A 16,598-nucleotide genomic window follows, 5' to 3' on the forward strand; every position below is an offset into this window, starting at 1 on the left:
CAGCCTGCGGCATAGAGGTAGTCCGCGAACTCCACTACTAGCCAAGCACTGAAAAGCCCCTGGGCCGTTCAGTTGCCCAGCAGACATGCCCCCGCCTCCTCCAATTCGAGAAGCCCCTCCAAGCCATTTGCTTGCAGGCGCCGTGCGCTACATAATGACCAAAAATATCAGAAATTTCTGATTGCAGTCATCGGTAGACATCGCAGTCGCGGGGGAAAAATTGCGCATTCCACATGTCACGCAAGCGACTATCAGGGCGGCATTGGACGAGTTTGATCGGGTGCTGCGTGGTACGCAGAAATGGGAAGATTGGGAAACCAAGAAGTCGCAGCTTTACGCGATCTCCGATCAAGGAAAGCGCTATCCGCCTAAGCAAATTCTATCGATGGCGACACGCGTGCCCGTTTCACGCTTTAGCGGCGGCGAGCAAACAAGCGCTTATCTTGAAAACCTGGGCTTCAGCATTGTCCGACTCCATAATGGAAGCTCACCCCTCAGCGGGTCCGAACCTCCAAGGTTCGCACTAGGGCGCGTCTATGACCGGCGAACGGAAATTCACGATCGTTTTGGCGGCAGCCGTCAAAGCGGCATAGCCCCATCCAGCAAAGTACGAGCCATCTTCATTTTCACCGGCGAAAGCGGCCAGCAGTATGGTTATTTTGACGGTCGCGACGAGCTCGGCATTTTCTCGTACACAGGGGAAGGGCAAGTGGGCGATATGGAGTTCAAACGCGGGAACCTTGCCATCCGAGAGCACGCCGCCAACGGGCAGGCGCTGCACCTCTTCAAGGCGCTAGGGAAAGGCAAGGGACAGGAATATCTGGGCGAGCATGCCTACGGCGGTCACACGATTCGCCGTGGCACAGACAGGGAAGGGGCGCAGAGAAACATCATCGAATTCCAACTGGTTCCAGTCGCGCTGCTGGATGAGGAGAGCATTACGTTTCCCGAAGATGAGGCGACGGATGATTCAGCACCTACCACCTTGGAAGAGGCTCGCAAGCGCGCCATTGAGGCCATTAACGATTTTGGCAACGAAGTTGGCAAGGCCGCACTACGAAAGCTCTATCGGCGTAGCAAGCGCGTAAAGGACTATGTGCTGCTGCGGGCTGGAGGCATTTGCGAGTCATGTCAGCGGCCTGCGCCGTTCAAGCGAAAAGACGGCACTGCCTACCTGGAGCCACATCACACCACGCGCGTGTCAGATGGGGGACTTGATCATCCGCGCTATGTTGCAGCCATATGTCCCGCCTGTCATCGTCATATCCATCACGGCGCTGGTGGATATGAAAAGAATCTTGAGCTGACTTCTGCTATCGCTGCCAAGGAACCTGAAGCTTGACAGCGACCAAGAGCGGTAGCTCTCGCTATGCATCGCGATCGTCCTGTGCTGTCGCTGCGACCTTGTAAGGACAACCCTCGCTGAGCTATGCGCGAACTCTCAGATCTTGGCGATGCTCGACAACCATTTGTCCTATTGCCCTCCAGGGTGCTACTTAGGGAGCGTCTGGCGGGCCGGCTCGCAGCTATAGTTTTTCGTCTTCTTCCCCAGCATGCCTAAGAATAACAGTGAACCGCTCTAGCGCGAGTGCGATCTCAATGAACCTCAAGGCGAACACATAGAAGATGCCCGCCACAGCTGCGGCTGTGTACCAAAGGAATAGCGAGTATGGATCGCTACCTGTCGACTTTGCGATCGTCACGACAACGGTTCCCAACAAAGGGATCAGCCCCACCTTCTCCAGGGCTCCAACGAACATTGCCATGCGTAACCGCGCGTCGGCTGCAACCGCGGAAAAATAGTCTTCCGCGAACCTGATTTGCTTGCGGGTGTAGGCACGGCGAACGCTGCGAATGGTTTCGTACCAGCGAGCCATATTTTTCCCCACATCACGCAGCACATCCGTTTCCATCGTTTTCCATTCCCGGACCGTGCTCTTCGCACTAGAGATGGATGCAATCACCGTGGCGACCACACCCACCAACAGTAGGCCCAGCGTCACATAGATGGGTATCGGGATCTTGAGCAGAGTTGTGGCGGTATTCCCTGCCCATCCCAGGGCGAGCGCACCAATACCGATCGCCTTTGACAAGGCTCGCACGTGGGAGACTTCGTCCTGGCTTTCGGCAAAACCCTCTAGCCTCGTGTGAAGAAGGTCCACCATAAGTGTGTCCAGGGGAAAAGCATCCGAGCCTGCTGTGTGGATATGCTTTGCGCCGATATTTGCCAGCATCTTTGGGTCTTGATGTGACAATTGCTTTCCTCCCTGGTTGGTAAAGCGTTTTTCAAGCGCGTTCGCTGCCGGCGTACGACTGCGTGGTATCGCCTCGGCATAGTGGTGAGCCACAACGTCTCGCGACGTTACTCTTGTGGTGGTCGAGTACCAGTACCTTCGTACTGGCGATAGGCATGCAGCGCTGGCGAATCGCTGACCCTATCTAACCGCCCGGCGCGAGGAATTGGATCGAACGCAGAGGCAAACGACGTCTTGCCCTGTCCGTAAGCTTGTCGTAATGCTCCTCCCAAAGATCAAAGAGTTTCTCCAATCCAATCAGTGTTACACGACGCTTTTCCTGAGTACGAGCTTCTGCATCTGCATCTTTAGTGAAGCCCCCGGTGCATACGAATAGGCCTACATCATCCTCGCCCAACAGGGCCATAAAGGATCGTAATCCATCGACATTCACGGATTGCTGCTGTCGCTTCACCTGCACCTTAATTCGCGGAGGGCGAGTACCAAGGGCGTCAGGCCAGGCCAGAATGTCCAAACCGCCGTCCTTTCCTGGTGGCGAGACCCATGTAACGTGGTAAGACATGGCGCGCAGCAGATCAGCGACGAGGTCTTGGAAGTCGTATGGATTCATCGCCCGCAGATACTGCGAGATCTCAGTCCAGGCTTGCTCTTCTGCCTCTTCGAAGGTGACGCTCACTGCCTTGGCCGTATTCTCGGCTTCCTCGACCGAAACGGCCGCAGAAGCATTGGCAGCCGTATTCGGTTCGGCATCTGGCTGCGCCGCCTTCCACTCAGCATAAAGCTTGCACGCACGCTTGTAGAATGCTTCTGGGTCGATCAGCTCGGCATATGCGGCTCGACCTTCATCGGTAACGGACCAGATGCCCTTGTCCTTCACCATCCATCCAGCCTTGACGCAATCGACAGTCGCGAATCGGACAATCTTGTCAAACCGCCGGCCACCCGACTCGAATGAGTCGGCCTCATAAGGCGTAAGGTTGACCCGAACGGATAGCTCCTGTAGGGCTTCCCTTGCACGCACGCCGTCTGGGGCGGCCATAAGAATCTTGAACAACTCTCGAAGTAACTCACCGGTTCGGCGACGGGTGATTTCAGCCATTATTCTGATGCTCCTTTTCTTATCTAAGTCACCGTGGTCAGTTCCGACAACCATGCTTAGGTTCGTGCCAGCTGCGTCAGGACGTTTCTAGGACGGCATGCACCTCGTGGTGTGGCTCACTTTCCGCCAAGTCTTCCACCCAATGCTGCACATCGCTCTGGAGAGCTAGTAGTGTTTGCCTCTTCTGCCCGGATCCGCTTCAGCGCGCGGCGTCACAACACATCTTCCGATTAGTTGTCCTAGGCCAGCGCGGCAGCTATCGCGCGGAAGCTATCCAGCCCGGCCTCGAGATTATCGATGATCTCGGTAGCCAGTTCGTCGGGCTCGGGAAGATTGTCGAGGTCGGTAAGGCTTTTGTCCTTGAGCCAGAATATATCGAGGCTGGTCTTGTCGCGAGCCAAGATTTGCTCATGGGTGAATTTGCGCCAACGGCCCTCGGGATTGATCTTCTCGCTCCACGTTTCCTTGCGTTCAAAGCGGTTGTTTGCGTTGTAGCAGGTGATGAAATCCTTCAAATCCTCAAAGCGGAGCGGCTTCTTTTTGAGCGTGTGATGAATGTTGGTGCGGTAGTCATAGAACCAGACTTCCTTGGTCCAGGGGTCTTTTCTGGCGGCGTGGTTGTCGAAGTACAGTACGTTTGCCTTAACGCCATTGGCATAGAAGATGCCGGTCGGCAGCCGCAGGATGGTGTGCAGGTCAGTGTTCTCCATCAGCTTCTTGCGAATGGTTTCACCGGCACCGCCTTCGAACAACACATTGTCAGGCACCACTACGGCGGCACGGCCAGTGGTCTTGAGCATTGTGCGGATGTGCTGGACGAAATTGAGCTGTTTGTTTGACGTGGTGGCCCAGAAGTCCTGGCGATTGTAGGTAAGTTCGTCCTTTTCCTGTTCGCCTTCTTCGTTGGTGAAGCTCATGGAGCTCTTCTTGCCGAAGGGAGGATTGGCGAGCACGTAATCGTAGGTCTTCGGTGCGCTAGCAACGAGGGCGTCGTTGGGGGAGATCATACTGTCGCCGTCGATCTCGCCAATGTTGTGCAGGAACATGTTCATCAAGGCAAGGCGGCGGGTGCTCGCGACGATCTCGTTGCCGTGGAAGGTGTCGTGCTTAAGGAAGGCCTTCTGCGCCTTATTCATCTGGTGCGTCGTCACCAGAAAATCGTAGGCGGCGAGGAAGAAGCCACCGGTGCCACAGGCGGGATCGGCAATTGTCTTGTTGGGCTCGGGGCGGACACATTCAACCATGGCGCGAATGAGGGCGCGGGGGGTGAAGTATTGGCCGGCGCCGGACTTTGTGTCTTCCGCGTTGCGTTCGAGCAAGCCTTCGTAAATGTCACCTTTGACATCGGCACCCATGGTGACCCACTGGGTTTCATTCACCATATCGATCAGGCGATACAGCTTCGCCGGATCCTGAATTTTATTCTGGGCCTTGGTGAAGATCGCCCCGAGCATGCCGGGCTTGTTGCCTAGCTCACGCAGCAGCGTTACATAATGGACTTCCAGCTCAGAGCCGCGCTTGGCCTTAAGGCTCTGCCAATTATATTCGGCGGGGATGCCCACCTTGCGGCTGTAAGGCGGCTGGCTGTACTCGTCTGCCATCTTGAGGAAGATCAGGTAAGTGAGCTGCTCCAGATAATCGCCATAGCCTACGCCGTCGTCGCGCAGGGTGGTGCAGAAACTCCAGACTTTGGAGACGATGGATGCGGTAGCGTTCATTTACGGGCCTTCTTGCCTTGGGGATTGACGGGCTTTTCCGCTTTGATGCGCGCGAGGAGGCTCGAAGCTGGCTCGTCGTGAGGGTCTTGCGGTACAAGTTGGCCGGAGAAGGCCTTCTTCAAAATGGACTGGCGCAAAGCTTCGGTTTTTTCCAGGGAATCAGCAATAGTGCTGTTCAGCTTATTTAGGTTAGATAGCTTAGCCTCGACCTCTTCGACAATCTGTATTTGTTCCTCGATGGAGGGCAAACCGATATGAACAGAGAGCCACTCCGGAAAGTAAATTGTTTTATGTGTCGTCCCTTTGCCAAACTTCAGTAGGGCTTCCCTGTCGGCACCAAAAACCAATCGCAGCCATTCTGGACGCACGACGTCGGATGGCACCCAATTAACGAAGTCTTGGCTAGTCGCCATTGGCTTCCCAAGTTCAACCACGTACCCCACTGAAGCTGTGCGGCTAACGCATACTGTCTTTGCCGGTAACAATCGTGCCGCAGAGTTTTCCAGGCCTAGTGGATTAGTTGTTTGCGCAGTGTGCGTGATTACGCTTCCATGGTTTTTCCGTGCATCTGGTATGCTGATCCAAGGAATTTCGCCTCCCCACCACTCAGGATGACTCCTACTAGGAGTGTGCCCGCTTTCCATTCGCGCGATATCGACCATTGGCACCCAATGCCATCCATCGGGTAATGGGGTTTTTGGATTTCCTACCGCCAATACCGAATGGCCGAGGATGGTGTCTTTTGATCGTGACTTCCATCGATTTGGGCGCGGTGGTGGCTCAGTGGCTTTTAGAGCATCGTGGACTGAGCTTAACTTCCCTTTGGAAAATTGCTCCTCTCGCCATTGTGCGGTGAGCTTGCCGTCGAAGGCGTGCTTTAGCAAGGCCTGGCGATAGACCTTGAGCTGGGCCTGGGCGGCTTTCAGGCTTTCGATACCCGCATCCAACTCAGAGAACAGCTCCTCGATTTTCGCGACGATGCGATGTTGTTCGTTAGGGGGGCAAATGAATAATTTTAGTGATGACAGTGTTGTCGCATTCACATTGCCTTGCAATCCACCTTTCTTTAACTCTATTTGCTCCCAGTAAGAAAGGGATTGGAAAAAGTAATATAGAAACTTCGGATTTATTTCCCTTAGCGCAGAAAGTCGAATCAGGTACGATGCGAATACCGACTGCTCGGGAATGCAATCAACAATAAAGCTCTTTCCAACCGTGCCGCCAGTTCGCGCAAATACAATATCGCCGGCGTTTAGCTGAAATTTTTCTATCGATTCGCCAGGAATTTGACAGTAGGGCACAGATGGCCAGTGTACGGAGCCATTTTGGATGTCTGTAATTCGAAGAAATCTTGGGCCACAGGGTTCTTCGGAGGCGGATGCTGTGTAGCCGTATTGAATGTTGCTACAGATTTCACCAATAGTTACTGGTGCCCAGCTTGCTGGTATGACAGAGGTTATGTCTTTCATGCGACCAATACTTCGTTCAATTCATTCAGCAGCGCGTCCATCTGGGTCCCAAACAGTTGATACATCTTTCCTAACCCGCCTTGCCCATCGAAGGGCGACATCTCCAGATCGTCGCGCTCGATGTGAAACGAGTTGGCAACGTGGTCACGGACCATACGCAGCCAATTCATTTGCTCTTCGTTAAATTTTTCGCTGCCACCGGAGTGATGCTTCATCACCCAGTTCTGAAAGTTACGGCGAACAGTGTCGTCGAAGGTAGATAGCTTTTCATCCATGCCGCAAACGCGGCGGATGAGCGCCACCAGCGCCGTGAGTTCGCTGATCGGCTGCTCGCCCTTATAGTCGTCCAACTGGCTGTAGGCCTGCCATACGCGCAGTGGTGCCAGCTTTGGCTTGTCGATTTTGAGCTTGTCGAGTACCTGCCGGATAAGGTCGAAGCTGAGTTCACGCCTTCTGTACGGCTGGCTGAAGAAGATGGTAAGGGCATTGACGTTATCCTGGTTGGACTTCAGGTATTCGGCAAATTCATCGGTAAGGGCCTGTGCATTGTTCGCGGCATCCTTGTCCCATTCGGCGCGCAGAACAATGTCGATGTTGTCGTGGTCGATGGTTTGTTCTTTATCGCGGCGTATGGCGTCGATGAGTTCGATCAGCTCGCCGTTGAGGAGACTGGAGGCGGCATTTATCAATTGCTCTTGCGCTTGCTGGCGCTTGGTATCGCCAGGGTCGCAGCCTATTGGAAGGCCGGCAAGCTCCAACGCTCTGGCTTCGACGTTGTCTGCGTCGATGGCGCCAAACAGTCTGCCGACGATCTGGCTGAGCTCGACGCCGCCGGCGGCATCGCGGATTTTCCGTTGCTCGTCGGTATCGAGTTGCTTATTGAGACGAGCCAGACGGCCGGCGAGGGACGAAACTGTGTCTTCGTCGGTGGCGCCCATCATGACAGCCATGGCCAAATCCTTGAGTGGGACCGAGGGCTTGGTGATGAGGGGCTGGCTGGCAGTCTTGAGCGACTTGGTAACGCCGATGGCGTCGACAATGACATAGTGGGTCTTGGCGCCCCTGGCGGAGGGCGTGACCTTCCTTAGATCGTCCATGTCAAGGGTGCGGGTGCCGCGCCCCTTCATCTGCTCGAAGTAGTTGCGGCTTTTGACATCGCGCATGAAAAGCAGGCATTCGAGCGGTTTGACGTCGGTGCCGGTGGCGATCATGTCCACCGTGACCGCGATGCGCGGGTAGTAATCGTTGCGGAACTGGGCTAGGACAGACTTGGGGTCTTCATCAATCTTGTACGTAAGCTTTTTGCAGAAGGCATTACCCTCGCCAAACTCCTCGCGGGCGGTCTGGATAATGTCGTCGGCGTGGCTGTCGGTCTTGGCGAAAATAAGGGTCTTGGGCACTTCTTCGCGGCCGGGGAATATTTCGGGCAGCTTGTCGCGGAATGTGCGGATGACGGTGCGAATCTGGTCCGGGTTGACGATATTGCGGTCGAGCTGGGTGGCGGAGTAAGCCTCGTCTTCGTCCTGCTGTTCCCAGCGCTTCTTGCGGGTAAGCTTTTCCCGCCGCTCGACCTGCTGCTGTGCTTTGATTTCGCCGCCGACTTTGGTGATCTGCGTTTCAATGACGTAGATTTCATTGCCGACATTGACGCCATCGGCCACGGCTTTTTCGTGGCTGTAATCGCTGACGACGTTCTTCTTGAAGAATCCGTAGGTGCGGTTATCGGGCGTGGCAGTAAGACCGATCAGGCTGGCATCGAAGTAGTCGATGACCTGTTGCCAGAGGTTGTATATCGAGCGGTGGCATTCGTCGATATAGATGAAGTCGAAGAACTCCGGAGGAATGTTGGCGTTATAGACGACAGGCATCGGCGCCTTGGGCTGAGCGAGCTCGGCCGGATTGATTTCTTCGGCGGCCTCGTCGAGCTCAGTTCCCTTGAGGATGGAGTACAGGCGCTGGATGGTGCTGATGCATACTTGGCTATCTTTGGCGATGTACGAAGATTTAAGCCGCTGGACGTTGTAAAGTTCAGTGAATTTGCGATTATCGTCAAGCGGAACGTAAGACATCATTTCCTGCTCGGCCTGCTCGCCAAGGTTTTTGGTGTCGACGAGAAAGAGGATGCGCTTGCCCTCGGCGTATTTGAGCAGCCGATAGATGGAGGTGATCGCAGTGTAGGTCTTTCCGGCACCAGTGGCCATCTGGATCAGGGCGCGAGGTCGGTCTGCCTTGAATGATTTCTCCAGGTTGGTGATGGCAATTTCCTGGCAGTCACGTAAATGCAGTTCCTGAGCGGGAAGGTGGTTCGGGTTCAGCTCGGGGATGGTTTGCAGGCGCTGGCGGAGGCTGCCGCCTTGGAATAACCATTCCTTGATGGTTTCCGGACGGTGGAAGTTGAACACCTCACGTGAGCGGGGCTTAGGATCACGAGCATCGGTGAAGCGGGTGATGATGCCGGTACTCTCGTAGAGAAAGGGCAAGGGCTCCTTGTTGTTCACCCACTTTAGCTTGGCAGCAGCGTAACCTTCAGTTTGCTGTTCGACTTCGGTGATTTTGTGGCCAAGGTCTTCCTTCTTTGCCTCAATCACCCCCACTGCCTTTTTGTCGACCAATAAGACATAATCCGCCGGACCGACGTCGGTTTGGTATTCCCTGACAGCGATGCCGAGCCCCGCGCCGAAGTCGATCTTCTTCGCTGATTGAACGACCCAACCCGCTTGCTTAAGCAGCGCGTCGATATTGTCTCGAGCTTTCTGTTCTGGGTTCTGGTTCTCGGTCATACGCGAGGTCGCTCTTGGCCCTGGTTGGGCGTCATGCGAATGATAAAGGAAGTAAGTAGCGTGGGTGACAGAAGTGCCTTGGCTACGCCCCTCCGTAAGCCGGCGGCACGTGGGAAGGCTATTGGCACCAATGTCCGTCAATCTCGCGTCAGGTTGGGCTGCTAATAAAAAAGACCCACAAGCCTCTTAGCTTATGGGTCCCTAATTCTCAGGTCTTGCGGCTATCTATACACTTGATCAAACGTCAATGTTTCTCGCCACCAACGCATTACTCTCAATAAAGTTCCTTCGCGGCTCCACCTCATCCCCCATAAGGGTGGTAAAGATCTGATCCGCCGCAATAGCATCCTCAATCTGCACCTTCAGCAGACGCCGTTGGGTTACGTCAAGCGTGGTCTCAAACAGCTGCTCAGGATTCATCTCCCCCAGCCCCTTATAGCGCTGACGAGAAACTCCACGCTCCGCCTCCGCAAGCAACCACTGCATCGCCCCATGGAAGTCATTGACAGTCTGATCCCTCAGCTTGTCACCTTCCCCGCGCTGCACCTTGGTCCCCTCAGGCGTCAGCCCCTGGAAAGTCTTGGCAGCATTAGACAGCGCCGCGTAATCCGCCCCATGAACAAAATCCGCATCCAAATGCGACAACCGCACATTGCCATGATGACGCCGCGCAATCATCAGCCGATGCTTGTCCGTCTTCTCATCAAACTGCGCATACACATCAGCCGTACCATCGTCGTTGACCGCAGCGCCAATCAACGTCTTGGCATGCATCTCCGCCAACTTAGCCTTCAACGCCACCGCTGAAGCCTCCGCCGCCGCAGCACTATCCAGATCCAGCGTCACGCCGTCCGCAATAGCCCGCAGCGCATCGGTATCCACCACGCGCGACAAGCGACCAATCACGCCTTCCGTCAGCTGGTACTGACGAGCCAATTCCGTCAGCGCATCACCACTGATCTCGCTACCATCCGGCCTCACCAACGACGCCTTCTCCATCGCCAACTTCAACAGATAAGCATTCAGCTCAACATCATCCTTGATATACCGCTCTTCCTTCCCATGCTTGATCTTGTACAGCGGCGGCTGCGCGATATACACATACCCGCGCTCGATAATGTCAGGCATCTGCCGATAGAAGAACGTCAGCAGCAGCGTGCGGATGTGCGATCCATCCACGTCCGCGTCAGTCATGATGATGATGCGGTGGTAGCGCAGCTTGTCCAGGTTGTAGTCGTCCTTGCCGATGCCGGTGCCGAGCGCGGTGATCAGCGTCAGCACTTCCTGGCTGGACAGCATCTTGTCGAAGCGGGCGCGCTCTACGTTCAGGATCTTGCCCTTGAGCGGCAGGATGGCCTGGAACTTACGGTCGCGGCCCTGCTTGGCGGAGCCGCCTGCGGAGTCGCCCTCCACCAGGAAGAGTTCTGACTGGGCGGGGTCTTTTTCCTGGCAGTCGGCCAGCTTGCCGGGCAGGCCCATGCCGTCCATCACGCCCTTGCGGCGGGTCATTTCGCGGGCCTTGCGGGCGGCTTCGCGGGCGCGGGCGGCGTCGACGATCTTGCCGCAGATGGTCTTGGCGTCGTTGGGCGTTTCCAGCAGGAAGTCGGTCAGGGCCTTGCTGACGAGTTCTTCCACGGGCAGGCGCACTTCGGACGAGACCAGCTTGTCCTTGGTCTGCGAGCTGAACTTGGGCTCGGGCACCTTCACGGAGAGCACGCAGGCCAGGCCTTCGCGCATGTCGTCGCCGGTGGTTTCCACCTTGGCTTTCTTGGCGACTTCGTTTTCTTCGATGTACTTGTTGATGACGCGGGTCATCGCGGCGCGCAGGCCGGTCAGGTGGGTGCCGCCATCCCGCTGCGGGATGTTGTTGGTGAAGCAGAGCACCTGCTCGTTGTAGCCGTCGTTCCACTGCATGGCCACTTCCACGCCGATGCCGTCTTTTTCGGTGTTGGCGTAGAAGATGTTGGGATGCAGCACGCTCTTGGCGCGGTTGATGTACTCGACAAAGCCCTTCACGCCGCCGGAGAAAGCAAAGTCTTCTTCCTTGCCGGTGCGCTGGTCGACCAGCTTGATGTGGACGCCGTTGTTCAGGAACGAGAGCTCGCGGATGCGCTTGGACAGGATCTCGTAGTGGAACTCGACGTTGGTGAAGATTTCTTCATCGGCCAGGAAGTGGACTTCGGTGCCGCGCTTGTCGGTGGCGCCGGTGATCTTCATCGGCGAGACTTCCACGGGTTGGCCGTCGGGGCCGGGCACGGTCTCGATGATGCGGTTCTGCACTTCGCCCTTGGCGAATTCGATCAGGTGGACCTGGCCGTCGCGGCGCACGGTCAGGCGCAGCCACTTGGAGAGTGCGTTCACGCAGGACACGCCCACGCCGTGCAGGCCGCCCGATACCTTGTAGCTGTTCTGGTTGAACTTGCCGCCGGCGTGCAGCTCGGTCATGGCGATTTCGGCCGCGCTGCGCTTGGGTTCGTGCTTGTCGTCGAACTTGACCAGGGGCGGGATGCCGCGGCCGTTGTCGACGATGGAGATCGAGTTGTCGCTGTGGATGGTGACCTGGATCTCGGTGCAGTAGCCGGCCAGCGCTTCGTCGATGGAGTTGTCCAGCACCTCGAACACGAGGTGGTGCAGGCCGGTGCCGTCGGAGGTGTCGCCGATATACATGCCCGGGCGCTTGCGTACCGCCTCCAGGCCTTCCAGGATCTGGATCGAGGAGGCTCCGTAGGTGTTTTCCTGTTGCGGTTTCTGCTGTTCGGTCATGTCTTTCCTACTTGCGGCGAATGCGGAATCGGGGCCGGGCGGGCATGGCTGGCATGCCGGCGGCGGGGCGCGATGGGTCCGCATGGCGGGTTACTAAAAACGGCAAAAGGGGCGGATCGTCGTAACGATCCTGCCCCCGCGGCGGGATATTCATCCCCTGGACGTACCGGCCGGGGCCGGGTGTCGTAGCGTGCCGTTTGCTGCTCCGGTTGCTGTCTGCGCTGGTTGTGGCACAGGTCCTGTCACCGGATCATCAGATGCGCATCGGCATGACGACGTACTTGAAGTTGTCGTCGTCCGGCACGGTGATCAGCGCGCTCGAATTCGAGTCGCCGAGGCTGACCTGCACCTGCTCGGTCTTCAGGTTGGCAAGCACGTCGAGCAGGTAGGTCACGTTGAAGCCGATATCGAGCGCGTCGCCCGAGTAATCGAGTTCCAGCTCTTCCTGCGCCTCTTCCTGGTCGGCGTTGGTGGAGCTGATCTTGAGCATGTGCGTGTCGAGGATGCAGCGCACGCCCTTGAATTTGTCGGTGGTCAGGATCGCGGTGCGTTGCAGCGCCTGCTGCAGCTGCACGCGGTCGATCGCGAAGGCGTTCTTGTAGCCCTTGGGAATCACGCGCTGGAAATCCGGGAACTTGCCTTCGACCAGCTTGGAGATCAGTTCGATATTGGCGAACGTGAACTTGACCTGGTTGGCGGCCAGCTGCACCGTGACCGGATCGTCGTTGTCTTCCAGCAGGCGCTGCAGTTCCAGGATGGTCTTGCGCGGGATGATGACTTCCTGGCGCGAGCCGACACCAGCCGCTTCGTTTTCCAGCTCGACGCCGCAGTAGGCCAGGCGGTGGCCGTCGGTGGCGACTGCCATGACCTTCTTGCCTTCCACCACCAGCAGCATGCCGTTCAGGTAGTAGCGGATGTCCTGCTGCGCCATGGCGAAGTGGACCATCGCCAGCAGGTGCTTGAAGGTCTTCTGCGGCAGGCTGACGCTGGCGTTGAATTCGCTGGCTTCGGCCACGGTCGGGAATTCTTCGGCGGCCAGCGTCTGCAGGGCAAAGCGGCTCTTGCCGGATTGCACGGTCATGCGCTTGTCGTTGAGCGACAGGGCGACGTCGCCGTCGGGCATGGCGCGCAGGATGTCCAGCAGCTTGCGCGCGGCCACGGTGGTGGCGACGCTGTCATTGCCGACGCCGCATTCGGCATGCGTGGTGATCTGGATTTCGATGTCGGTCGACAGGAAGGATACGTTCGACCCGGACTTGCGAATCAGCAGGTTGGCCAGGATCGGGAGGGTGTGGCGGCGCTCCACGATGCCGCTCACGATTTGCAGCGGACGCAGCAGGTTGTCTCGCGAGGTTTTGACCAATTGCATTGAATTTATCCTTCGTCGTTTGTAATCGGCGACCGCAGAACGCAAACAACTCCAAATTCACTTAGGAATCAAGGAGTTAATGTGCCATTGTACCAAGGATAAGCCGCTGCGGTGAAGCGGGGCGGGACCGGCCGGCGGGCCAGCTGTGCCCAAAAAGCCACGCTGGCGCCAACCGTTCTTGCCATCCCGTCCCGACTCACCGCAAAGCCTTATCAGTGGCCACTTTCCGGACACTTGCCCCGGCGTCGCTGACGTTAATTCCCCAGGCGCCACGGGATGTCCGTGGCGCGCACCCTACAGTATGCCAGCCCGGCGGGCTGGCCCTTCAAAACGCCGTCCCGGGAGCCGCCCCGGGTACCAGCCGGCGATCAGCCCTTGAGCGTCTGCTCCAGCACGTGCAGCTCATGGTTGAGCTGCGCATCCTTGCTGCGTTCGTCGGCAATCTTGCGCACGGCGTGCAGCACGGTGGTGTGGTCGCGGCCGCCGAAGAGTTCGCCGATCTCCGGCAGGCTCTTCTGCGTCAGCTCCTTGGCCAGGTACATCGCGATCTGGCGCGGCCGTGCAATATTGGCAGGCCGCTTTTTCGAATACATGTCAGCGACCTTGATGTTGTAGAAATCCGCGCAGGTCTTCTGGATGTTCTCCACAGAGATCTGGCGGTTCTGCACGGTCAGCAGGTCCTTCAGCGCTTCGCGCGTCACCTCGATGGTGATGTCCTTGCCGTGGAAGTTGCTGAACGCCAGGATCTTGCGCAGCGCGCCTTCCAGCTCGCGCACGTTTGAGCGCAGGTGCTTGGCGACGAAGAAGGCGACCTCTTCCGGAACGTTCACGTTCTCGGCGGCGGCCTTCTTCATCAGGATCGCCACGCGCATTTCCAGCTCGGGCGGCTCGATCGCCACGGTCAGGCCGGAATCGAAGCGCGAGATCAGGCGGTCGTCGATGCCAGTGATTTCCTTGGGGTAGGTATCGCTGGTGATGATCACCTGCGCCCGGTTGGCGATCAGGGCCTCGAAGGCGTAGAAGAACTCTTCCTGCGTACGGTTCTTGCCGGAGAAGAACTGGATATCGTCGATCAGCAGCAGGTCCAGCGAGTGGTAGTAGCGCTTAAACTCGTCGAACGCCTTGCGCTGGTAGGCCTTGACCACGTCGGACACGTATTGCTCGGCGTGGATGTAGCGGATGCGCGCGCGCGGGTTCTCCATCAGCATGTGGTTGCCGATGGAGTGGATCAGGTGGGTCTTGCCCAGGCCCACGCCGCCATAGAGATACAGTGGGTTGTAGGACTTGCCCGGGTTGTTGGCGACCTGGATCGCGGCGGCGCGGGCCAGTTGGTTGGCTTTACCCGTGACGAAGTTGTCGAAGGTCAGGATCGGGTTCAGGCGCGAGCGCTCATGGACCGTGTCGCTGGGCTGGTGGCCGGGCATCGGCGTGGCACCGGCGCCCATCCCGGCATGCGGGTGCTGGGCCTGTTGCGGCGCGCGGTAGGAGCGGGCGCTGGCTTCGGCGGGGTCCATCTGGACCACGTCGATCTCGCCGAGGTCGGCGTGGTGCTGCGGGTGATGCTGGCCCATACCCTGGCCGCGCGCGCCAGCCGGAACCGGGGCGGCGGAGGGCATGCCGGTCGGGTTGCCGGCCGGGTTGCCATACTGCGGCTGGCCCATGCCATACGCGGCCGCGCCGGGGTACTCGCCGTAGCCGGGCTGCGCCGGCTGGCCCGGCATGGCAAACGGGGGCTGGCCGTTCATCGGCTGAACGGGCTGGGCGCCGGGATAGCCACCCATGCCCGTACCCGGTGCTGCGTGATGTTCCATGCGCTCCATGCCGCCCGCGCCCATGCCGGGCTGGGCCGGCTGCATATAGGCAGCGGCACGGCCCGACGCGGCGGGATCTAGCACGAACTGGACGCTGACCTGCGCTTCCCAGTATTCGCAGGCCAGGGCGGTGATGCGCCCCGAAAACTGACTCTTGACCCAGTCGAGCTTGAAACGGTTGGGCGCGGCAATCCGCAGCGCATGCGTTTCTTCATCGAACGCAACGGGCGCCAGCGGCTTGATCCACGTTTTGAACTGTTGCGGCGTCAGTTCGCGCTCGAGTTGCGCGGCTGCCGCCTGCCAGAAATCTTGCATTGTTTGTTGTTAAGTAATCGCACCCGCTGCCGCCTTGCCGGCGGCCCGGGTACGCCACGGGCGGCGTATGCGCCGCGTGATCCGGGCCGCCTCGGCTCTATTGGGAATCAATTCCCGTGGTCGAGGCCGCCGCGGCATGCCATGCAGCCGCCAGCGAACCTTCCGGTTCGCCGCACTGGCGTGCGTAAAGTCATGCGTTGCCGCGGTGGGGGAGCCCGGGTTGCGCCTGCGCCACGCAGCCCGTGTTGTGTTTGGACCCGGATTGTACCCCCGCCCCTGAGTTATCCACAAAGGATAAGTCTGTGGACAACTTGTGCAAATGCAGTGGATTGATGTGCACAACCCCTGCTGCGACGCGGGTTTCCGGGGCGGAGAAACGGGCAAAGATTGAGGAAAAACAGGGACTTCGCCTGTGGATGACAGCGCTAGAGGTGTCCTTCGGGGCACTAGCGGTTACCCACTCGCCGTTGTGGACAATGGCGCACCACGCGCCACCAGGCGGTGTGGTGATTGTGCCGTCGCACACTGACTGTCGCCTTGACAGCGTCGCGGAAAATCGTTTAAATGGCGGGTTCTGCGATGCGGCAGGGGATCACGTATGCGCATCGCCGGGTCTGGCCTGTCCGTGCCGTCCGCGCCCACAGGCTACCTGCCTGCAGCGCGCGCCCTTCGGCCGGCAGCTAAGACAGAACCAGAATCGTCGGACACGCCGCTGCAGTTCCCTCGCAAGCGGCAACCCCATGCGAACCATACGCGGCGGCCACGGCACCCCGGCACCGGCCGGAGTCGGGCGAGCCAAGATCAACCAGAGAGTGCAACATGAAACGTACCTACCAACCTTCCGTTACCCGCCGCAAGCGTACCCACGGTTTCCGCGTGCGCATGAAGACCCGTGGCGGCCGTGCCGTCATCAACGCTCGCCGCGCCAAGGGCCGCAAGCGCCTGGCCATCTGAGGCCCGGGCGACCGGCCTGACGGCGCGCCCGGCGCCGGCTGCAGCGTACCGCAGCCGTGCCGCGC

General features: G+C 58.3%; 10 protein-coding genes. 2 read left to right on the plus strand and 8 right to left on the minus strand.

Features of this window, described 5'->3' with window-relative positions:
* Positions 1-220: 220 nt before the first annotated feature.
* On the plus strand, positions 221-1,342 hold the full coding sequence (locus MKD50_RS16080; protein ID WP_501993632.1) for an HNH endonuclease: 1,122 nt from the start codon (positions 221-223) through the stop codon (positions 1,340-1,342).
* A 184-nt stretch (positions 1,343-1,526) separates the two neighbouring features.
* Here MKD50_RS16080 and MKD50_RS16085 read toward each other — a convergent pair whose 3' ends face one another.
* The 8 genes from MKD50_RS16085 to dnaA form a co-directional block, all read right to left on the minus strand.
* Complete coding sequence (locus MKD50_RS16085) at positions 1,527-2,348, minus strand: hypothetical protein (protein ID WP_252667694.1); 822 nt, start codon at positions 2,346-2,348, stop codon at positions 1,527-1,529.
* Between the two features lie 91 nt (positions 2,349-2,439).
* On the minus strand, positions 2,440-3,354 hold the full coding sequence (locus MKD50_RS16090; RefSeq protein ID WP_252667696.1) for a restriction endonuclease: 915 nt from the start codon (positions 3,352-3,354) through the stop codon (positions 2,440-2,442).
* 239 nt (positions 3,355-3,593) lie between these two features.
* Positions 3,594-5,072, minus strand: a complete 1,479-nt coding sequence (locus MKD50_RS16095) for a class I SAM-dependent DNA methyltransferase (RefSeq protein ID WP_252667698.1) — start codon at positions 5,070-5,072, stop codon at positions 3,594-3,596.
* Positions 5,069-6,541 carry a restriction endonuclease subunit S gene (locus tag MKD50_RS16100; RefSeq protein WP_252667700.1) on the minus strand — a complete coding sequence of 491 codons (1,473 nt, stop codon included), beginning with the start codon at positions 6,539-6,541 and terminating at the stop codon, positions 5,069-5,071. The genes MKD50_RS16095 and MKD50_RS16100 overlap by 4 nt, the downstream gene beginning before the upstream one ends.
* Complete coding sequence (locus MKD50_RS16105) at positions 6,538-9,321, minus strand: type I restriction endonuclease subunit R (protein ID WP_252667702.1); 2,784 nt, start codon at positions 9,319-9,321, stop codon at positions 6,538-6,540. Before MKD50_RS16105 ends, MKD50_RS16100 begins: the two co-directional genes overlap by 4 nt.
* Positions 9,322-9,558: 237 nt before the next feature.
* Entirely contained in the window at positions 9,559-12,084 is a 2,526-nt protein-coding gene (gene gyrB / locus MKD50_RS16110) for a DNA topoisomerase (ATP-hydrolyzing) subunit B (RefSeq protein ID WP_252667704.1), read from the minus strand.
* Between the two features lie 253 nt (positions 12,085-12,337).
* Entirely contained in the window at positions 12,338-13,453 is a 1,116-nt protein-coding gene (gene dnaN / locus MKD50_RS16115; RefSeq protein WP_012351345.1) for a DNA polymerase III subunit beta, read from the minus strand.
* A gap of 368 nt (positions 13,454-13,821) precedes the next feature.
* Positions 13,822-15,579 (minus strand): chromosomal replication initiator protein DnaA, encoded by a 1,758-nt coding sequence (gene dnaA / locus MKD50_RS16120; RefSeq protein WP_252667706.1) that lies wholly within the window; start codon positions 15,577-15,579, stop codon positions 13,822-13,824.
* Positions 15,580-16,398: 819 nt separating this feature from the next.
* Between dnaA and rpmH the strand changes: the two genes are divergently transcribed.
* A complete protein-coding gene (gene rpmH, locus MKD50_RS16125) occupies positions 16,399-16,533 on the plus strand; it encodes a 50S ribosomal protein L34 (protein ID WP_008650850.1) in 135 nt (44 codons plus the stop codon).
* Positions 16,534-16,598: the final 65 nt, after the last annotated feature.

The organism is Cupriavidus mimosae, from assembly GCF_023952485.1.
Classification (GTDB): Bacteria; Pseudomonadota; Gammaproteobacteria; order Burkholderiales; family Burkholderiaceae; genus Cupriavidus; species Cupriavidus taiwanensis_C.